We start from the raw sequence: 19,180 nt of genomic DNA on the forward strand, positions 1-19,180 counted from the left end.
GGGCCGCAGGCGGATTAAATTAAGCTGCTTAATTAAAACGATTATGACAACGACGGACGTTTCTCCCTGCAGCCCCTCTTTGTTCGCAAACGCAGCCATTCGTTCGCATTACCGCCGTCGCAGCGACGGGCAGGCCGCCAGCCCCCGCGAGCGCCTGCTGCTGGATCTGATCCGCCGTGCCGGGCAGTGCGAACGTTCGGATCTGCCGCGCGCCAGCGGGCTCAGCGTGCCCGGCATCAAGGGCATCGTCGACCCGCTCGTGGCACATGGCCTGCTGCAGTTGGGGCCCTCGTCGCGTCGCGGCCGCGGCCAACCCAGCGCGCAAGTGAGTCTGGTGCCGGGGTATGCATACAGCGTGGGGGTGTCGTTGATGGTCGATGGCATCGCGGTGGTGCTGATCGACTTCGCCGGGCAGGTCCGTGGCATGCGCCAGTTCACCGCCTTCCCGCTAACGTTGGCGGTGGTGCGTGCGCAACTGCCGGCATTGCTGGAGGCGTTGCTACTGGCGGCGGGCGTGGATCGGCAGCAGCTGTTCGGCGTCGGTCTCAGCATGACCGGGCCGCGCATCGGTGACGGCACCCGGGTCAATCCGCCCCTGTCGCTGGCAGCGGAATGGATGCAGGTGGAGCTGGACCGGTTTGTCGCCGGATGCCTGCAGCTCCCTGTCTGGATGGACAACGATGCCCATTGCGCCGCCTTGGCGGAAGCCGTGTATGGCATTGGCCGCCAATCACCGGATCTTGTGTATTTGTCGATCGCCGATGGCTTTGCTGCCGGCGTGATCGCTGCAGGCCACGTACGTCGCGGCGGGCACGGCAATGTGGGCGAACTGGGGCGCATCTCGGCCATTACCGGCATGGCGCGGCCAACACTGGAAAGCCTGCGTCAAGCGCTGGCGGCCGATGGCCACGTGCTACCGGACCTGCACACCATGCTGCAGCACTACGATGCAGCGTGGCCGCAAATCGACGCGTGGCTGGATGCGGTGCAACCGACGGTGACGCTTGCGGTGGCGGCAATCATTGCGTTGATCGATCCGCGTGTCATTGTTTTTGGCGCGCGCCTGCCAACCGATCTTGCGCACCGGTTGATCGCCCGCATTGCCTTCGAACCAGCGCCGCGACGTGGCGTTGCATTGCCGTATCCGGCGCTGAAAGTCGGGCAGGTGACGACCCACGCCAGCGTGCTGGGCGCGGCCATGCTGCCGTTCACGGAAACGCTGTTCTAGCAGGCGACATGCGCGCTGATGCGCGCGCCACGCGGTGCGAAACGCATCGAAACCAGGCATGCGTTGGCCGGCAGTACAGCGTGCGCACCGCAGGCAGCGTTTCGCATACAGGTGGCATATTTCGCCTCGGTTGCGAATTGTCATATGCCATGCGGTCTACTGGCCGCCCGCCGCGTTTTCGAGGTCATTATGCGTATAGGCCCTCTGCAACCGTCCGTCGCCCACACTGCCGCGCTGGAGATACCGACGCACACCAGTGCGAGCAGCCCGATGCAGGTGCCGCACATGCAGGGCGACACCCCGCCACTGCGGGAACGTCCGCGTCGCCGCGCCGGCAGCACACCTCCGCTGGTGCCATTGAACGACAGTGCGATGACCGGCAAGCCGGCCTTGGTGGCGCTCGACAGCGAATTCTCAGAGCAGCGCCTGGCCGAAGTGCAGGCGCGGCAGATCACCGTGCAGACACTGCAAGACAAGCTTGCTACGCATCTTGCGCAGGCCGGCACGGCGCTCACGCCCGACAGCATTGCCGCACGCTTCGCCGCCGGCACACTGGAGCCGGTGTATCTGGATACGGCTGCATTCAATGCCATGTCGCGCGGGTTGCCCGCACGCGCACGTGCGGCGGCCGGTCCCGTGCTGATCGATGCGCAGCAGGGTCGCATCATCTTCAATCTGCAGCGCGCGTTTGCGTCTGGCGACACCTTCAGCGACGCGGCGCTTACCGCGCTGGGCAAGGCGCTGGATCTACCCGGCCACGGGCTGGCAACGCCGGACTGGCTGCAGCCCGCCGCACGCACGCCGGCGGGGCGCAAAACCTTGGCGGTTCCACGGTATCGGGGACACCAGATCCCCGCCCAGGAAGGTGGCGCCGGGTTCTACAAGCCAGACGATCATCGTCTGCTTGAAGGCAAGACCAAGGAAGTCCAGGAGCACCTCAAGACCATCGTGCACGCGAACTATCTGCATGCCGACAGCACCAAGGCGATCGGCAAGGACGTCATGGTGCACCGTGGGTTGTACGACTTTCGCCATGGCATTCCGGAAAATTCGCTTTCTGCGATCGATAACGCGTATGCGAAGGGCTACCGCACCGTGGAGTTGGATGTCGAGGTGAGCGCAGACGGTGTACCGATGCTTTTCCACGACTTCACGGTGGGGCGAACCCTAGACCATCCCGATAATCGCCTGATCTCCGATATGCCGTACGCGGAATTACGCGATCAACCCATCGTGATTCGTAATCCCGTGGACGGTAATTTCGTCAAGACCGATCAACGCCTCGCCAGTATCGATCAGGTGCTGCGCCACGTGAGCGGGACCAAACCCGGCATGTCGGTCGTGCTGGACTGCAAGGAGAACACGCCTGAAGACGTCGCCTTGATGCTGCTGAGCCAACCGCAGATTATTCCGTTCACGGCAATCAAGGTGTATTCGAGCGCCTACAAGGGCGGATTCGATCAACTGTTTGCAAATCTCTGCAAGCGTCTGCAGATCAACCCGCTGCATTCCAGCGACGAACCGCGGCGGCGCAAGCTCAGAAACGATCTCAGCAAGATCAAGGTTGTGCCGATCCTGGACCAGTCCCACATCGAGAACCCGCAGATGCGCGCTGTCTTCCCCGGTGGCGACGGCGTCAGCGGATTGGCCGATACCGCAACGGGCTGGATGCAAAGCTGGAACGGCATGCATCCGGTGATCGCAGAAGTCACGGTTGCTCACCCGGACAGCAACGCCGGCAAGGCCATGCAGGAAGCCCGCGCACGTCTGCGGCAGCCAGGCTACGGTTACGAGGAGGCCGCATTCAGTGCTGCCTACCGTTTCGAAGACTTTTCGTTGGCGAAGTCTGATGGAGGGCGGCAATACTTCACGTGGGGGATGTTTGGCGAGATCAATCCGGTGAACGAAGACGGATTCGAGCCGAAACGCGGCACCGCCGGGACCTTTCGGGATCAGGGCGAGAGCGTGCTTACCGATGAGCCGAACGAAGAGGTGCTGGCATTGCGCGAAGACCGCACGTTGCCACGCGGACACACCGGCGTGGAGTTGAATGCTCCGCCCGGAACGACCATCGACACAAAGCGCGATGCGGCGCTTGCAAACTTGCGTCGCCAGGAGTTCGCCGCAAGCCAGCGGACGCTGGACAAGCAGAGCGTCGATGCAGTGCGTGAGGGCGCGCGCCTGGATCGCGGTGCCGCTGCGCAGCTGACGCCGGAAGCACGCGCGGCCATCGACACGCGTGCGGAATCGCTCGGCATGCTCACCGAGCGCTATCGCGGTGCGCCCGTGAGTCATTACCTCAACGAGCAGGCCAAGGATGGCAAGCTGGAGGAATGATGGCGGCGCAATGATGCGTTTGCTGACAGGCGCCGACCCGTCGCTGGCTTCGCCGGGGCGGCAGACCGGATCCAAAGCCAGCCGGGGCGGCGGAGAAGGCCGCGCCACCGACAGCTGCAAGTGCGAGGCTTTCTCTTGGGCGCTGTGTCCAGCACAACGGCGACGTCCGCACCGACGAGCCTTGTCATGCCGATGCGCGAGTGCCGGTGGTCCAGTGGGTTGCCACCGCTCGGCAGTCGCCGCTATTGCGATGTGCATGGCTGTGCGCGAGGACTGTGGTGTTCTGTTCGTCGCGCCAGCTGCTGCCCGCCTGCACCTCTGCATCCTGTCGTCCTACGGACTTTCTAGCAGCGGAATCACCTCCCGCTCCTGCGCGTCCACTGCCACCAGCCGTTGCATCAGTAGCGACAGCGTCACCACATCCTGGTGGTTGTGTTCTGCCACGCGGCGCAGGTTGCGCGCGCTGCCGCCGCGCAGGTAACTCAACCATGCGGCTGGCGCTTCGGAGCCGGGCAGGTCGTCTTCGCGCACAACGCGCAGCAGTTGCCGTTCGATGGTGGCCAGCTTGCAGTTCTCCCAGATGCCGCGATAGCGCCGGCGGGTAGGGAACAGCAGATCCACATGGTCCAGTGCAGAAATCGGTTCGCCACGGCGTGCCAGGCGGTAGCGTGTCTTCAGCAGCGGCGCGTCGTAGCAGCGGCCGTTGTAGCTGGAAAGCACGGTGCGCGGCGACAGCCAGGTGCGGAACAGATCGAGCATCGTGCCTTCGGCCGCCATCGTGGACATCATCAATTGACGCACGCGCAGGCCGCTGCCTTGCACGGCATCGACATACCAGTCGGCCACGCCGATCATGAAGGCGCGGGTACCGGTACCGCCGGCCAGGCCGGTGGTTTCGGTATCGAAAAACAGCAGGTCCATCGGGTCGACGGCATCGTCGCGTTTGGCGAAAGCCAGCGAGAGCGCCTCGGATGGAATCGCCCGCGGAAGGAACGCTTTGATCAGATGCAGGCCGGGTGCGATTTCGTTGCCAGGGAGATCCCGATCGGTGGATGGCGCACGGACTGGCGTGTGCGCCGCCACCGCGCGCTCGCGCAGGCCGATCATCTTGCGCAGGCCGGCGATATCGGTACGCCGTTGTGTCTGTGGTAGTCCCGACATCGATGCTGCCGATGTCCGCCAAGGACTTGCGCTAGTGGCATCCACACTGACGCTTTCACCGACACCGACATCCGACCGCACCGCCGATGTGTGCTGCACATCGTGCTCCACCCACGCAAATACCGATGCATCGCGCGCAGGCAGCGCCGAGGTGGGCGACTGCAAGGCGCGGCGCGTGCGTGTGGGCGCGCCGGTCTGCGCACGCGCGTCGTTAGAGCGACCGGAAACGGCGCCGTGACGTGCAGCCGCGCTATCTAGCGAAGGAGCGCGTGAACCAGATGACGCGGCGCTGGGGCTTGTTGCCCGCTGCGCACGCGTCGGCATCACCGCATCGTCCTTGTGCGCTGCAGGCGTGAGCCCGCCGACCTGACGGCGCAGCAACTGCAGGCGTTGCGCGCTGACACGCGGAGCATTGCCGGGCGCGGGCAACGTGCCCTGCGCGGCTGCGCCGGAAGCTGGCTGCGGCACCTCATCCACAAGCGCGGCACCCACGTCCTTCGCATCTACCGCCGCCGGGCCCTGCGGTACATCGCCACCATCAGCCATCACCGGCACAGGCGCATCCGCATGCCCAGCCTGACGCCGCAGCAAGCGCAGCCGGTCCGCACTCACACTCATGCAAGCACGTCCAGCGCCAGGTCGTCCTCCACCTGCGTGGCATGCCGCAGCGGTGCATCCGCATCGAACAACAATGCCAATACTGTCAATGCCAGCGACTTGGGCGACTCGCCTTTGCCTTCTTCGTGCGCGGCCAGCACCGGACCCACGCAGGCAGGGCAACCGGCGCTGCAATCGCACCGCCGTACCAACTCGTCCGCGCGCTGCAGCAACTCGGCCTGGCGCAGCCATAGCGGTTCGCTCAAGCCCACGCCGCCGGGGAAATTGTCGTACAGATACACCGTGGGCACAAAGGCCTGCTGCAATTCCACGGTAGCGGCATCGCCTGCTTCCACGCCGCGCAACTGCCCGCGCCCGGTCTGGTCGGCCACCGCAAACCACGCGCCGTCGCCATTGCCCACGGCCTTTTGCAGATCGCGCGCGTCGGCCATCACCGCCACCGTGGCCACCACATGCAGCGCATATGCAGCGCCCAGGAAACCATCCAACGCATCCTGCTTGGACGCGAACGCCTTGCCCAGTGTGGCCTGCGGCAACTGCCACCACACTGCGGTGGTGTGCAATTCCTGATCCGGCAGATTCACCGGCCCGTAGCCGATGTTTTCATGCGTGTAGTAACGAATCTTCTTGTAGCCGGAGACGCGCCGCACCACATGCACTTCGCCATGATGCGAGTCGCCGCGCCCGGCCACGCCGCCATCGAAGCGGTCCAGCACCTTCAACTTGGTGTAGTCGATGCTGTCGGTGTAGTAGTCCACATGCGTGCGCGTCACGTAGGCCTTGCGGCCTTCCCAGTCCAGCCGCTCCACCTGGTACGGCGTGCTCTGCACCATATGGATGGCGCCTTCGTACAAGGTCAGCGCAGCGGCCGAATAATCCACCTCGGCGATGATCTGCTGTTTGCCGTCGCTCTTGTCCACCACCACGAAGTTGCCATCGGCCACCGAGCGCAGGCTCACCGCGTTGGCCGGGTAGCTGTCGGCGATCCATTCCCAGCGGTCGCCTTCCTGATGGATCACTTCGCTTTCGGCCAAGGCTTCCAGGAATACCAGCGGGTCGATCGGTCCGAACGGTTCGCTGGCAATGAACGGCAATTCGAACGCAGCGCAACGAATGTGATCGAACAAAATCAGCGGTTGATCCGGCGCGGTGCGCGCATGTTCGGGCGAGGCATCGGCGAAGAAATCCGGGTGCCGCACTACGTATTGGTCCAACGGTTGCGAACTGGCAACCAGCACGCCTAGCGCCGGTTGCTGACGGCGCCCGGCGCGGCCGAAGCGTTGCCACGTGGCCGCCACGCTGCCGGGGTAACCGTTGAGGATCACCAGGTCCAGCGCGCCGATATCCACGCCCAGCTCCAGCGCGGAGGTGGAAATGATGCCGTCGATCGTGCCCGCACGCATCGCACGCTCCACCTCGCGCCGCTCGGTGGGCAGATAACCGCCGCGGTACGCGCGGATGCGTGGCGGCTTGCGCGGGTCGTGGTCGAAGATGTCCTTCAAGTATTTGGTCAGCACTTCCACCATCAAACGCGTCTGCGCGAACACCAGCGTCTTCAAGCCGCTCTTGATGGCGATGCGCGCAATGCGGTTGCTTTGCGAACGCGCCGACGCACGCAAGCCCAGATCTGCATTGACCACCGGCGGGTTCCACAACAGCACGTGCTTGTCGCCGGTGGGTGCGCCGGATTCGGTGATGGCATGCACCTGTTCTTCGATCAAGGCCTGCGCGTGCGCATGCGGGTTGCCGATGGTGGCCGAGCGCAGAATGAACTGAGGGTTGGCGCCGTAAAACGCGCAGATGCGCTTGAGCCGGCGCAGCACATTGGTGACGTGGCTGCCGAACACGCCGCGATAGGTGTGGATCTCGTCGATCACCACATAGCGCAGGTTCTCGAAGAACTGCGCCCACTTGGTGTGATGCGGCAGGATCGCCTGGTGCAGCATGTCCGGATTGCTCACCACGATGTCGCTATGCAGGCGGATCGCCTGGCGCGCATCGCCGGGCGTGTCGCCATCGAAGGTGAAGGCCTTGACGCCCAGCTCGCCGGCGCGATTCAACTCCAGCAGCTCGGCCACCTGATCCTGCGCCAGCGCCTTGGTCGGAAACAGGTACAGCGCCTTGGCACCGCTGGTCATCGCCGCACTTACCACCGGCAGCGTGTAGCACAGCGATTTGCCTGACGCGGTGGGCGTCACGATCGCCACATGCTCGCCGCGTTGGGTGGCCGCCCAGGCGTCGGCCTGATGGCTGTAGAGCTGGCTGATGCCGCGTGCGTGCAGTGCATCGGCCAATGCACTGGGCACATCGTCGGGGATCGGTGCGTAGCGGCCGTCGCGCCCGGGGATGGTGAAGCTGCCGGTGATGCGGTCGTGGTAGCGCCGTTCCAGGCGCTCGGTGAGCAGCGCCCCATCGCGGGTGGGCCGGCCGTCGGTGGTGGCCAGCGCGCGTTCGGCGGTTTCGGTGCGGGGAGCGAGGGCAAACGGAGGCATACGGCAAAGGCTCCCAAAGAGGGAGATCAAACGAAAAGGATGTCTCAGGGTATGAGACCGGCGCCGCCGCGCACAGCCTGCCTCACTGAGCGGATTCAGCAAGCCGGGTATCCTGTGCGCCCCACAGCGTCACGGCTGCCTTGCACGCTGTGGGATCCCCCACATCGAAGAAACGCCGTGCCCGTGTCCGCCAACGTCACTGATCCGCATTACAAGTCTGTCTCCGCCCGCCGTGCCGATATTGCGGTGCATGCCGCCGGCCTGTTCCTGGCCATCGTCGGGGGCGCCTGGATGGTGTGGCGCGCGCACGCCAGCCAGACCATGCTGCTGGCCACCTGCATCTATGCGCTGGGCCTGCTGGTGATGTTCGCCTGCTCGGCGGCCTACAACTTCGCCCCGCCGCAGCGCCAACCGATGCTGCGCAAGTTTGACCACGCCGGCATCTTCGTCATGATCGCCGGCTCCTACACGCCGTTTTTCCTGGTCGCGCTCGATGGCACCTGGCGCTGGGTGATGATCCTCAGCGTTTGGTGCGTGGCCTTGTTCGGCGTGTTTGCCAAGTTGTGCCTGCCCGGCATCGCCAAGGGCTTCTGGGTGGCGATTTATCTACTGCTGGGCTGGGCGGGCAGCTTGGTGGTCAACCAGATGATCGCCGGGCTGGACAGCGCGGTGCTCTGGCTCATCGTCGCCGGCGGCGCGTTCTACACCGTGGGCGTGGCGTTCTATGTGCGCAAATCCCTGGTCTACAACCGCGCCATCTGGCACGCCCATGTACTGGGCGGCGCGCTGTCGCATTGGTATGCCATCTGGCTGTGCCTGCGGCCATTGGGTGAAATGTAGGGCGCCGGCGCGATCCATCGCGCCAGCGACAAGTGCTCTCGCTGTTGCGTGACGCGGCATGCATCCGTGGCGCCGAGACCGGCCGCGCGTGATCCTTGGCGCCGATCTACGCCACAGCGCGTAGTTCTGGCCTGCTTACGCGCACTGCCAACCAGGCAGGTGTGCCACCGATGGAATGGGTAGGCGAACGCAGGTAGCCGAAGTCACTTGCCAGCATCTTGCTCAGTTCCAGCGCCTGCTCCAGCAGTTCTTGCGCACAAGGAGGCGCTCGCCAATCGCTCGCCAGGCACGGCAACGCCGCCGCGCGCTGCGGCGGCGAGCTACCACATGAACTTCATTTCGCAGCCAACGTAATGGCTGTCGTGACCGCCCGCCGCACGCACACTGTCGCCGGCCTGGTACTGCACTACTTCCAACGCGGTCTGCAGATGCGCGTTGAGCTTCCAGTCGCCACGCAGCTGCAGGTAATGGCCGGTCCAGCGCGTGCCGGTGCCCGCCGTTCCAGCCAGCGGAATGTCCGGTTGCACGTACACCGCATCGGCGGTGCGCTGGCGCCACAACAGCCCCACCGCCGCAGTGACGCTGAGTGTTGCGGTCGGTTGCACGGTGAGCATCGGTTTGACCAGCAGCAGGTTGGCGTAGCCCGTGTAGCCGGCCAGGTTGATGTACGCCCCATTCGGGAACAGCGGGTTGAAGGTCTCCACGCGGCCGTCGCCGGGATGACGGTCGCCGGACGCGGTATCCACCTGCAGGCCCAGGCGCCGAGTCAATGCGGTGGTATGCAAGGTATAGCCGGTCTTGATGCCCATGGCCCAGGCACGCGCACGGCTGCTGCCGACGCGTCCACGCTGCCCCATGGCCTCCACATCCCAATCCATCTGCCGATGCGCACCCGCAAAGCGCGCATCCAGGATGTGGCGACGTTCATCGCCGGATGCATCCACAAAACTGGCGGCGTCCTGTCGATACCGCGCGTAATACAGCGATAACTCGTTGGTGCCCAATACGTGGCGCTCCACACGCACGGTGTCGAAGCGAAGATGGTGGTTGGAAAAATCGTCGAAGTTGCGCGTGTTGGCGTACTGCGCGGGCTGACTGACGAAAGCGATCACGCGCCATGGGCCGGTTTCGTAGTCGACCCACGCCGCATCGAACGCCTGACGCACATTGGGCCCATCGCGCAGCGAGACAAAGCGCTGCAGGTCGAATGCAAACTCCTGCCGGCCCACGCGCCACTTCAATGCGCCGTTGCCCAACGGCGTGGTGTGGGCGAGGAACGCCATGCGCAAATCTGCGCGATTGGCATCGGCCGGCCCCTGCTGGCGTTGGTCGAAAGCACGCGCGTCTTCCACTTGGGTGAACAGCTGCCAGTGCTCTCCAACGCGCAGGTCAACATGCGCCTGCAGGCGCTGCAGCAGAGAGCTGTCGCGCGCACGGCCAATCCCCAGCGCCGACGCATGATTACTCTCAAAGCGTTCGCGCAGGTTGATGCCGAACGATGCGTAAGCCGCATCGCCGAGCGCCACAAACTTGAAACGATCGAACGGCTGTGTACGCAGCGCAGGATCGGCCAGCGGCGACCAATCTTCCTGCCAGCGATTGGATGCGATCTTGGGGTGCGCGGCTGCAGTGTCGCCGGCAGGCACCAGCGCTTGCGCGTAGGCTGCGGTGTGCGCGTAGACCAGCGCGATCAGCAGCAACGCCAGGCGTGCTGTCATGTCGATCAGAGCGGGGTATCGGCATGCAGCTCGGCGATATAGCCGCCGGGGAACCTCACCATCGCCGAGCGGCGGTGCGCACCCGCCACCGCAGGCACCAGTACCTTCGCCCCCGATGCGGTGGCCCGCGCAAGCGTCGCTTCCAGATCCTGCACCGCGTAGCCGGTGAGCTCGCGGCCGTAGGGGTACGGCAGGTGGCCATCGGTCACCAGCACGTGCACATCGCCGAAGCCGGAGCGGATGAGGATGCTGCGATAGGTATCGCCCGGCCGGCCGATCAGCACAGCGTCGGCCTCGCGGTCATCGCTAACCACCTTGCCGTGCGAGAACGCCAGCCATGCAGCGGTAAAGGCATCGGCACGGTCGCGCGAGACGTACACGCGATTTTCCGGAATGGTGGCCAGCGGCGCGTAGTGCGGTGCGGTGTCATGCCAATACAGCTGCATGGTGACGCCGCCCGGCCAGGCAATCACCGCGTCGCGGCCGATCGGATCCTTGAACGGTTCCACCAGCACTTCCGCCCCGGCAGCGCGCGCTGCGGCGATGGCCTGGTCCATGTCGGTTACCAGGTACCCGGTGCGTTCCAACCCGAACGGGTAGGGGATCGGCGTTCGGAAGCCGAACAACGACACCGTGCCGGCCTTGGTTTGCACCAGCTGCGAGCTGGTGCTGCTCGGCGTTGGCGTCACGGTGGCAATCACCTGACGGGTGCTTTGCCCTTCAAAGGTGGCTGCAAAGCTGCGCGCGAACGCATCGACATCGTCGGGTGCGACGTACACATGGGTGGTGTCGTATTGCGGGCCCACCGACACCGGCGGCGCCGCCTGCACGCATGCCGGCAGCAACAGGGCAGCAGACAGGCTCAGGGAGAGCATCAGGCGCATGGAAGTTCCTTGGAAAGTGGAGTGCTTAGGGCGCAGCCGCGCGCATGCGGCGCGCTGTTGCGTCAACGTGCTGGTGCTGCTGTGGCGGTCGCTGACAGCGACGCGCTCCAACATTGGGAATGGATGTCTGTGCAGCGATGGCGCGCCAACTTGCGCGTTGCACAGCAGATCGCATGTGCGCCATCGCCATGCATGCACGCAACGCGATCAGCCGTCGTGCCGCGCGTCTTGCGGTAGCGCAGCGCCATCAGCCTGCGTCGGTGGGCGCTGTGCCTTGGGCAGATGCCCAAACATATGCGGCGTGACCTGCTGCTGGAGCCATGACGTTTCGGTGTGGCTGCGTGTCAGCAGCTGGCGTGCCAGCGGCGGCAGCTGTTCGCCGATCAGGATGCCGAGCAGGCCGACCAACGCAACGATCGGCGGTGCCGGCGAGCGCACGTTGAGCAGGCTGTAGATTACGCCGACCAGCAGGCCGGCGGCGAGCGAGAGCAGATAGGGCTTCATGACGGGCTCCTGGCGTCCAGGCACGCCACGCCAGCGGCGGCGCCGTGCAGGCCTGCACCAGGCAGCCGCCGCCGCGCAAACAGCCGTGCACGACCGCAGGGCGGGGAAAGCACACAACCAGCCGGTGCTATGCGTTGCGTGGAGCAGTCGGACCATGTCATCGACGCGATCTCTCAAAAACGGGGAGCACTGGCCATGGCGTGTTGCGATGGCTGCGGTGTGCTCATGCTGGCCCCTTTGCTGCCAATCCAGAACACCGGGACGGGTCACCCCCCGATGACCCGAACGGGGGAGACGGGCAAGCATGCTGGCGATGCGTCAGCTGCAGCCGCCATCGCACCAGCGGGGCATGCTTGGCGTAGCACTGGTCTCAGCTGCCTCGGCGGCCCCGCCGACTACGCGAACACGGCGCTGCTGCCAAACACGCAGCCCGTTGCGGCGGTCTTGACCGCGTCATCGCTGCCACCCAAAGTGCAGGCTCCAAGGAGCAACGCAGCTGCGGCGATGTGCAACCCGGCACATCCCGCACGCCAACAGGACAGCCCTATGAAATTCGCCAGCATCGCGCTGACCGCACTCACTGCCGTGGCAGGCAGCAGCTGCACACATGCGTCGCCGCCTGCGCACTTAGCTGCAGCCATCACAGCCGCAGCCCACGCACGCACCGTCAGCGCCAGCGCTGCACCAGACAACGTGCCGCAGCCCGCGGTGACGCGCGCAGCGCCCACCCATGCCGACACCACACCGTATCTCTGCCAGCCCGGCACAGTTGCCTGCATCGCTGGCGGCCCGTTGCTGGCCAGCTCGCCGGCAGAAGCGCACTGGCTGATTGCCCACGGCTACCCATCGCCGGCCGAGCACGCACGCTTGAGCAAGATGGATCTGGCGCAGTTGCAGGCCGAATCGCAAGCGGGCAACCAGGCCGCCACAGTGCTCTACGGCACCACGACCGCGCTCAGCGGTCGCTTCTACAGTGGCGTGGCGATACTGAGGAAGGCCGCAGCCAGCGGAAATATCTACGCCTATTACGGGCTGTCCGAAGCCTACATCTGCGACACCCCGCAAAAGAATCTGGTCGACAGCGCAGCGTATCTGCGGCTTGCCTATCTGCTCGGCGATCGCAAGGCATCGGCCGCGATCGCACAAAGAGTCTTGAGCGATATCGAGAACGTCGTTGCAGACGAGCGTGCGGCAGTGCTGTACCAGATCTTTGCCAACTCCCCGCGTCCGTCTCCTCGGCCGTTTGAGTGATGTGTGGTGGTGGGCGACCCGGACGCGCGGCAGCATAGATTGCATGCGCCAACAGTAACGGTCATGCGGTGGCACGTCAGGACTAGAGCATGCATCATGCAAGCGACGTCATGACGTGCGAGCATCATCGGCAGCAGCCACGTAGGCACGCTGCGCAGCTGGGCAGACCTGCCAATCACAACGACGCAGCGCTGTAGCTTGGGGTCAGCTGGGTGCGCTACCAGCAAATGCTCTTGCGGCAAACAACCGCCCACCAATCGCACACGCTTTGTCGAAGTGAGATTGCGGAAAGCCCGCATCCGGCACTGTCAGCAACTCCGAGGTGCAAACCTGCGCATCGCAGAAATCGAAGATGCCGTGGTTGATCTGCGTCTCATTGCACCGAAGTAGCCGTGCTGCGCATAGGTGCGCTCGTCCGCACCGCCAATGGCCAGCATGTGCACATCAAGGTGCTGCAGCTTCTTCACGATCTTGCCATCCGGGCCTTCTTCAAACGCCTAGCCCAGCGTAAACATCCGATCGATCCGGCCTTTTAGCAGTGCAGGAAACAAGCACCAGTAAATCGGGAACACCAGCAGCAGCGCATCGGCGCCATCCAGCCGCGCGTGTTCAGCCGCCACATCTGGCGGCGGTGCAGGTTGCTGCTGAAACAGCGCGACGTCGGCCTGGGTAAAGCGCGGATCGAAGCCTTCCTGCGCCAGGTCGGCCAGCTCGACCGCGTGGTCAGCGGCGGCCTCCTCAAGTCCCGCGCTCACCTGCGCGGCAATGGCGTGCGTCAGCGAGCGCTGCCCGGCACCATGCTGACCACGGTGCAGCTGCATACGCTGCCGTGCGGTACCGATCTGCACGTGGCGCAGGAAGGCGTTCCCGAGCAGATTCCGCTGCATGCCTGTTATTTGGGCTGGCAGAATCCGTTGATGCTGCTGGCGCATCTGGTGGAAGCGCATCCAGAAAATTGACTGGGCGCCGCGCCGCGCGTGCTTGGTGCAGTGCAGCGATGAGGGAGGTGTCTTCAGACTGACCGCTGCGCTGCACGTCGCGCTAACGCGGTGGGCCCCACCATGCCTCACCAGCTGTGCAGCCCTAGAGCATCTAGGCAGCTTAAAGGGTGCAGGCATCCGCAGTTGGACCACATTCGCTTACCGACAGACACCGCGGACTGCGCGGTGTCTACGTTTGTGTCAGAGGTAAAGCGATACGTGGCACACGTGTCGCTGTAGAGCGATCCCTCCAAGCCACACTGCGGCAGTTAACCTACGCTACAGCGTGCCCTGCTTCCACAGCCGCACGATTTCGGCCGGGGCATGTTCTTCGGGGATGCGCAACGGCTCGCTGGCACCGTCCCACACGATGCTGAAATAGCGGCGGTCGCCACCAGCGGCCTGCGGGGTCGGCAGCGCGTGTGCCATGCACTGATCCAGCACACTGCGTAAGTGCAGCCGCTGCGCATCGTCCAGCGCGTCCATCGCCAGCTGGCGCTCGCGGCGCATGGCGGGAAACGCCGCCACGCCGCCTTCGCGTGCCAGGCGCAGGGTCACGCCTGTTTCCACCGGTGGCCGTTGCGGGCTCATGCGAGCACACCCACATCGCGCCAGGCTTGCTGCACGGCTGCGGTTTCGCTGCTGTTGGCGCCGTAGTCGGCGCTGGCCACCTTGACGGTCAGCGCAGCGAACGTAGCGAAGTCCGCGCCGGCGGCCAGTTCGCCGCCGGTGAGCGCGCGATACCAGATGCGCCCGGTTTTCTCCCACGCAGCACCGCCGATCGCGACCGCGGCGCGATAGAACGCGTGGTTGGGAATGCCGGAGTTGTAATGCACGCCGCCATCGTCCTCTTGCGTGTCGACATAGCCGGCCATGGTGGCCGGTTGCGGATCTTTGCCCAGGGCGGGATCATCATACGCGCTGCCAGGTGCCTGCATCGAGCGCAGGCCCACGCCCTTGATGCCAGGCATCAACAAGCCGGCGCCGATGATCCAGTCAGCCTGGTCGGCGCTCTGGTGCAGCGTGTATTGCTTGATCAGTACGCCGAACACGTCCGAAACCGATTCGTTCAATGCACCGGACTGGCCTTGATAGATCAGGTTGGCGGTGCGCTCGGTCACGCCGTGGCTGGTTCGTGACCGACCACATCGATGGCGATAGTGAAGCGGTTGAACACTTCGCCGTCGCCATCGCCGAACACCATTTGCTCGCTGTTCCAGAAGGCGTTGTCGTAGCCGCGCTCGTAATGCACGGTCCCGATCAACGGCATGCCCTTGGCATCGATCGAATTGCGTCCGTACACGGTCTGGAAGAAGTCGTGAGTGGCGCCCAGGTAGTCGTAGGCTTCAGTCACGGCCACGTCCTGCGTCGCCGCGGCACCTTCATCGCGCACCAGAGTGCCGCCGGGTAGGGCAGTGCCTTGCTGGGCATCGTAAATGCGTCGCTGCACCGCCTGGGCAGCCTGTTTTGCCTCGGCTTCTGCAGCTGGCGCATCGTCGCGCGCTAGCAGGCCGAGCGCGCGCTGCTGCCGGAGCTGCGCAGTGATTTGCCGCGACAGCGCCGCGCACTGGCGCGCATGCGTGGGCGCCGCCTGCGCCACGTGTTCGAGCAGATATTGCGGCAGAATCCCGGCGCGGCGCGGGTTGGCGAATGCGGACATGAGCGACCTCCACAATGGGCTTCGCCCGCGACTATGCGGGCGCCGACTTTAGGAATTCGTTAGCCGGCGCTGGATACTGCGTGCAGTGGGGATCGCGCGGGGTGCGTTCATTCCAGCTGCGACAGCGCCTGTGGAATTGACATTTGGCCGTCTATAAGTCGCATGCGCATGGTCGCTGATGGACCAGATCTGGGACACTGATGCGCCAGAGCCTGCGAGCGTTCCGATGCCGATGTCTTCCGAATTGCGTCCACGTGTTGGCTGTGGCGCCTTCATCCAGCGGGCCGATGGCCACCTGCTGCTGGTGCTGCGCGGGCGTGCGCCCGAGCAAGGCCACTGGGGCCTGCCCGGCGGCAAGGTGGACTGGATGGAAACGGTGGAACACGCGGTAGTGCGCGAAGTGCAGGAAGAAACCGGCCTGCACGTGCAGTTGCGAGGCGTGCTGTGCATCGTCAGCTACTTCGAGCCGGAGCTGACGCCGCAGCAGCATTGGGTCGCGCCGGTGTATGTGGCCGCGATCCGGGGCAGCGAGCATGCCGAGCGGCGCGAGCCGGAAGCGATCGCCGATATCGGTTGGTTCGCGCTGGACGCACTGCCGAAGCCGCTGACCACCTCCACGTTGCAGGCCTTGCAGCATCTGCCACCGACTGCGGCCGCCGGCTGAGCGCACGATGCACTTGATGCATGCATCCACCCGTCGGCAGGCGCAGGTCGGTGCCGGTGGTTGCGGAATCTCGATGTCCGCCTAGCGCTGGACGCGCATGCCCGCTGCGATCCCGAACGCTCACGCACGCTTGATGCGATGCTCCGATTGCACGCTGCGGTGTGCGTAGTTGCAGTATTTGCGTTACATCGCGTCGTTACATGCAACGCCGTTGTCTGCACGCGATGCCAGCCGGTCGCTGACGCTATCCTTGGCGGTTCGACTTGCCTGGGAGGGCATTGCATGACACGTCATTGGTTGAACAAAACGCTGGCGCTCACGTTGGCCTGTACCGCGTGCAGCATGCACGCAATCGCCGCCGAACCGGCACCACCGGCCGCTGCATCCGCCCCCGATGGCATCCGGCATGTGCCTGCCTTCGACCTGCCGGTGTCGGAGTATCTGAGCCCGGCTGCGCGTGCGCATGTGGCTGCCGACGTGGCCCGCGTCAATCCGCTGGACAAGGCCGATAACGCCAGCTTGCTCAAGCAATTACCGAGCATCCGCGCCGATACCGAGCGCTGGGCCGAGGGCGTGATTGCGCAGCTGCGCACGCGCTACGCGGTGGAGATCACGCCAGAAACCTGGAACGGTGTGCCGGTGCTGCGGGTGGAGCCGCGCACGCGCACACCCGAGCAGGCCAAGCGCATGTTGATCGAACTGCATGGCGGCAGCTTCGTGATGGGCAGCGCGGCATCGTTCGGATTGATGGAAGCCATTCCGCTGGCGGCGATGACCGGCATGACCGTGGTGGCGGTGGATTACCGGATGGGGCCCGAGCACCATTTCCCGGCCGCCAGCGAGGACGTGGCGGCGGTGTATCGCGCCGCGCTCAAGACCTACGCGCCCGAGCGCATCGGCCTGTTCGGCTGTTCGGCCGGCGGCGTGCTCACCGGCGAATCGCTGGCGTGGTTTGCCAAGGAAACGTTGCCGATGCCAGCGGCGGCCGGGCTGTTCTGCGCCGCAGGCGATGCGCGCTACCGCGGCGATTCGCGCACTGTGGTGGCGGCAGTAAACGATGCCTTGCTGCCGGACAAGGCCGGTGCGTTGCCGATCTGGGAAGACCTGTACTACGGCGACAATGTGGACTTCCACGATCCGCTGGTGTCGCCGGTGTTTTCCGATGCGGTGCTGCAGCAGTTCCCGCCAACGCTATTTCTCACCGCCACGCGTGCGGCCGAGCTGAGCAATGCCGCGTACACGCATGCGCGCCTGGTGGATCTGGGGCGCGAATCGGATCTGCATGTGTGGGATGGACTGGGCATGCCTTTCACCTCACCAACGCGCTGCCGGAGAGCCAGCAGGCGCTGGGGGTGGCCGCGCGTTTCTTCAGCAAGCACCTGGGTCTGCCGCCGCCGACGTTGGCTGCACCACGCTAACGCCACGCTGACATCGGCTAGGCGCGCTGCTTACATCTTCTCGCCTAGGTTGAGGCCGACTGGCGCTGCAGCTGCGGCGCCAACATTGATCAGGAGAAATCGGATGAGTCTGCAAATTCCTCAGGGTGCTTTGGTAGTCGTGGCCGACGGCGGCGAAGCGCGCTGGTTCACCAACACCGGCAACGAATCCAAGGTGGTGCTGCGCCAGCACGCGCGTACCGACGTGCAGAACGTCGACGACGATGGCCCGGCAGGGAAGGCGCCGCAGGATCTCACCGAGGCGGACCGCGACGAAATGACCTTCGCCAAGCAGCTCTCGCACGCCTTGAACGATGGCGCGCTGAAACACGAGTACACGCATCTGGTGCTGGTGGCCGACCCGACCACGCTGGGCCGCGTGCGCCCGCTGCTGCACAAGGAAACCCAGCAGCGTCTGGTGGGTGACCTGGCCAAGGATCTGACCAACCTGCCGCTGGAAGACATCCAGCGCGCCCTGTCGTAATCACGCGGAGTATCGAGACAATGGGGTTCGTTCGCGAGTACGCCACCCAGGCACCGGAACGCAGCGAGGTGGATAGACAGGCCGGGCTGCAAGTACTGGAATTCGGCATCGATTGGTGCGGCCACTGCATTGCCGCGCAACCGCTGCTGCAAAAGCTGTTGGGCGGATACGAGGCGATCGACTACCGCAAGATCGAAGATGGAAAAGGGCGGCCGCTGGGCCGCTCTTTTGGTGTCAAGTTGTGGCCCACGATCATCCTGCTGCGCGATGGCGAAGAACTGGCACGTGCCGTGCGGCCGCAGACGCGTGAGAATCTGCAGGACATGTTGTCGGTGCTGGACGCAGGCTGATTACCTCCTGTATTGCTGAGCTTGGCCTCGCGCTTGGACAGATGCATTGCTTCGTATTGCCGCACCTACGCAGAAGTTAAGCGTAGCCAAAGGAGCCTAGTGAGCATTGGTTAGGTGTGTGCGGACGGCGCGGCAGCGGCGGTACGCGAGCAGCGGAGTAGCGTTTCGAGCACTCGCCGCGCTCGACTCACAGCCGGTGCAGCAGTTGCCAGCCTTTCTGAAATAGGTCGACATGCCCGGCGTTATCGCTGATGCACTGACTGCTTCGATGCAGGCCGCACGCATCCATGACGGCACTGCGCACGCACACACAGAGCGGACGCGTCGGTGCACATCGTTTGCCAATGCATACAACGCAGCTGGACATACGGCCTTTTCCGGCACTGCACGCGGTCGCGCCTGCAATGATTTGCGTGCTGTAGTACCATAACGTGCCGATCAAGCCCCTGGGCATTGCCCACCCCTTGGTCGTCTGTCCTGCAGCGTCGCTGAATCCACGCGGCCGTCCGGGAATGCCTCCGGTGTCATCCAGTGCAATGCGTTGCCGTGCTTGCGTGATGTGCCGTGTCCTGT

At 64.8% G+C, this 19,180-nt stretch carries 13 protein-coding genes and 5 pseudogenes; 9 read left to right on the forward strand and 9 right to left on the reverse strand.

Annotation, left to right across the window (positions count from 1 at the left end):
- Positions 1-43: 43 nt before the first annotated feature.
- Positions 44-1,228 (forward strand): ROK family protein, encoded by a 1,185-nt coding sequence (locus KWO_RS00270; protein ID WP_050560766.1) that lies wholly within the window; start codon positions 44-46, stop codon positions 1,226-1,228.
- Between the two features lie 144 nt (positions 1,229-1,372).
- Positions 1,373-3,565, forward strand: a complete 2,193-nt coding sequence (gene avrBs2 / locus KWO_RS00275; protein ID WP_026113119.1) for a type III secretion system effector avirulence protein AvrBs2 — start codon at positions 1,373-1,375, stop codon at positions 3,563-3,565.
- A 333-nt stretch (positions 3,566-3,898) separates the two neighbouring features.
- On the opposite strand, the gene KWO_RS00280 is transcribed toward avrBs2, so the two are convergent.
- On the reverse strand, positions 3,899-5,344 hold the full coding sequence (locus KWO_RS00280) for a ribonuclease H-like domain-containing protein (protein WP_010375376.1): 1,446 nt from the start codon (positions 5,342-5,344) through the stop codon (positions 3,899-3,901).
- The gene (locus tag KWO_RS00285) at positions 5,341-7,836 is read right to left on the reverse strand and encodes a DEAD/DEAH box helicase (RefSeq protein ID WP_010375377.1); all 2,496 of its coding nucleotides are present in this window, start codon (positions 7,834-7,836) and stop codon (positions 5,341-5,343) included. Before KWO_RS00285 ends, KWO_RS00280 begins: the two co-directional genes overlap by 4 nt.
- Before the next feature lie 177 nt (positions 7,837-8,013).
- On the opposite strand from KWO_RS00285, the gene trhA reads away from it, so the two are divergent.
- On the forward strand, positions 8,014-8,676 hold the full coding sequence (trhA, locus tag KWO_RS00290) for a PAQR family membrane homeostasis protein TrhA (protein ID WP_017113985.1): 663 nt from the start codon (positions 8,014-8,016) through the stop codon (positions 8,674-8,676).
- A 184-nt stretch (positions 8,677-8,860) separates the two neighbouring features.
- On the opposite strand, the pseudogene KWO_RS23475 reads toward trhA, so the two are convergent.
- The 4 genes and pseudogenes from KWO_RS23475 to KWO_RS00310 all read right to left on the reverse strand — a co-directional run.
- Positions 8,861-8,962, reverse strand: a pseudogene (locus KWO_RS23475) (ATP-grasp fold amidoligase family protein); the annotation flags it as partial.
- A 34-nt stretch (positions 8,963-8,996) separates the two neighbouring features.
- Positions 8,997-10,394, reverse strand: a complete 1,398-nt coding sequence (locus tag KWO_RS00300) for an alginate export family protein (RefSeq protein WP_010375381.1) — start codon at positions 10,392-10,394, stop codon at positions 8,997-8,999.
- Between the two features lie 5 nt (positions 10,395-10,399).
- A complete protein-coding gene (locus KWO_RS00305) occupies positions 10,400-11,392 on the reverse strand; it encodes a VOC family protein (RefSeq protein WP_010375383.1) in 993 nt (330 codons plus the stop codon).
- A gap of 93 nt (positions 11,393-11,485) precedes the next feature.
- Positions 11,486-11,782 carry a XapX domain-containing protein gene (locus KWO_RS00310; RefSeq protein ID WP_010375385.1) on the reverse strand — a complete coding sequence of 99 codons (297 nt, stop codon included), beginning with the start codon at positions 11,780-11,782 and terminating at the stop codon, positions 11,486-11,488.
- A gap of 546 nt (positions 11,783-12,328) precedes the next feature.
- Here KWO_RS00310 and KWO_RS00315 point away from each other — a divergent pair.
- Positions 12,329-13,033 carry a hypothetical protein gene (locus tag KWO_RS00315; protein WP_017112498.1) on the forward strand — a complete coding sequence of 235 codons (705 nt, stop codon included), beginning with the start codon at positions 12,329-12,331 and terminating at the stop codon, positions 13,031-13,033.
- Between the two features lie 204 nt (positions 13,034-13,237).
- Here the strand turns inward: KWO_RS00315 and KWO_RS22790 are convergent.
- A pseudogene (locus KWO_RS22790) lies at positions 13,238-13,854 on the reverse strand (NAD(P)H-dependent oxidoreductase).
- On the opposite strand from KWO_RS22790, the pseudogene KWO_RS22375 reads away from it, so the two are divergent.
- Positions 13,816-13,992 (forward strand): annotated as a pseudogene (locus KWO_RS22375) (SRPBCC family protein); the annotation flags it as partial. The pseudogenes KWO_RS22790 and KWO_RS22375 sit on opposite strands and share 39 nt — an antisense overlap.
- A gap of 300 nt (positions 13,993-14,292) precedes the next feature.
- On the opposite strand, the gene KWO_RS00325 reads toward KWO_RS22375, so the two are convergent.
- Complete coding sequence (locus KWO_RS00325; RefSeq protein ID WP_010364649.1) at positions 14,293-14,604, reverse strand: protealysin inhibitor emfourin; 312 nt, start codon at positions 14,602-14,604, stop codon at positions 14,293-14,295.
- Positions 14,601-15,673, reverse strand: a pseudogene (locus KWO_RS00330) (M4 family metallopeptidase). The gene KWO_RS00325 and the pseudogene KWO_RS00330 overlap by 4 nt, the downstream one beginning before the upstream one ends.
- Positions 15,674-15,851: 178 nt before the next feature.
- On the opposite strand from KWO_RS00330, the gene KWO_RS00335 reads away from it, so the two are divergent.
- The 4 genes and pseudogenes from KWO_RS00335 to KWO_RS00350 all read left to right on the forward strand — a co-directional run bounded on the left by KWO_RS00335 (position 15,852) and on the right by KWO_RS00350 (position 18,607).
- Complete coding sequence (locus KWO_RS00335; RefSeq protein WP_010364647.1) at positions 15,852-16,337, forward strand: NUDIX domain-containing protein; 486 nt, start codon at positions 15,852-15,854, stop codon at positions 16,335-16,337.
- 282 nt (positions 16,338-16,619) lie between these two features.
- A pseudogene (locus KWO_RS00340) lies at positions 16,620-17,755 on the forward strand (alpha/beta hydrolase).
- A 103-nt stretch (positions 17,756-17,858) separates the two neighbouring features.
- The gene (locus KWO_RS00345) at positions 17,859-18,257 is read left to right on the forward strand and encodes a host attachment family protein (RefSeq protein WP_010364644.1); all 399 of its coding nucleotides are present in this window, start codon (positions 17,859-17,861) and stop codon (positions 18,255-18,257) included.
- A gap of 20 nt (positions 18,258-18,277) precedes the next feature.
- Entirely contained in the window at positions 18,278-18,607 is a 330-nt protein-coding gene (locus KWO_RS00350; RefSeq protein WP_010364642.1) for a thioredoxin family protein, read from the forward strand.
- Positions 18,608-19,180 lie beyond the last annotated feature (573 nt).

This window comes from Xanthomonas vasicola pv. musacearum NCPPB 4379 (genome assembly GCF_000277895.2).
In the GTDB taxonomy this organism is placed as follows: domain Bacteria; phylum Pseudomonadota; class Gammaproteobacteria; order Xanthomonadales; family Xanthomonadaceae; genus Xanthomonas; species Xanthomonas vasicola.

Bases quoted from the DNA above. Each gene is read 5' to 3' on its own strand.
- avrBs2 (WP_026113119.1), top strand. From the start codon at position 1,373: ATGCCATGCGGTCTACTGGCCGCCCGCCGCGTTTTCGAGGTCATTATG.
- KWO_RS00350 (WP_010364642.1), top strand. From the start codon at position 18,278: ATGGGGTTCGTTCGCGAGTACGCCACCCAGGCACCGGAACGCAGCGAG.
- KWO_RS00310 (WP_010375385.1), bottom strand. From the start codon at position 11,782: ATGAAGCCCTATCTGCTCTCGCTCGCCGCCGGCCTGCTGGTCGGCGTA.
- KWO_RS00270 (WP_050560766.1), top strand. From the start codon at position 44: ATGACAACGACGGACGTTTCTCCCTGCAGCCCCTCTTTGTTCGCAAAC.
- KWO_RS00325 (WP_010364649.1), bottom strand. From the start codon at position 14,604: ATGAGCCCGCAACGGCCACCGGTGGAAACAGGCGTGACCCTGCGCCTG.
- KWO_RS00285 (WP_010375377.1), bottom strand. From the start codon at position 7,836: ATGCCTCCGTTTGCCCTCGCTCCCCGCACCGAAACCGCCGAACGCGCG.
- KWO_RS00315 (WP_017112498.1), top strand. From the start codon at position 12,329: ATGAAATTCGCCAGCATCGCGCTGACCGCACTCACTGCCGTGGCAGGC.
- KWO_RS00300 (WP_010375381.1), bottom strand. From the start codon at position 10,394: ATGACAGCACGCCTGGCGTTGCTGCTGATCGCGCTGGTCTACGCGCAC.
- KWO_RS00335 (WP_010364647.1), top strand. From the start codon at position 15,852: ATGGACCAGATCTGGGACACTGATGCGCCAGAGCCTGCGAGCGTTCCG.
- KWO_RS00280 (WP_010375376.1), bottom strand. From the start codon at position 5,344: ATGAGTGTGAGTGCGGACCGGCTGCGCTTGCTGCGGCGTCAGGCTGGG.
- KWO_RS00345 (WP_010364644.1), top strand. From the start codon at position 17,859: ATGAGTCTGCAAATTCCTCAGGGTGCTTTGGTAGTCGTGGCCGACGGC.
- KWO_RS00305 (WP_010375383.1), bottom strand. From the start codon at position 11,392: ATGTTGGAGCGCGTCGCTGTCAGCGACCGCCACAGCAGCACCAGCACG.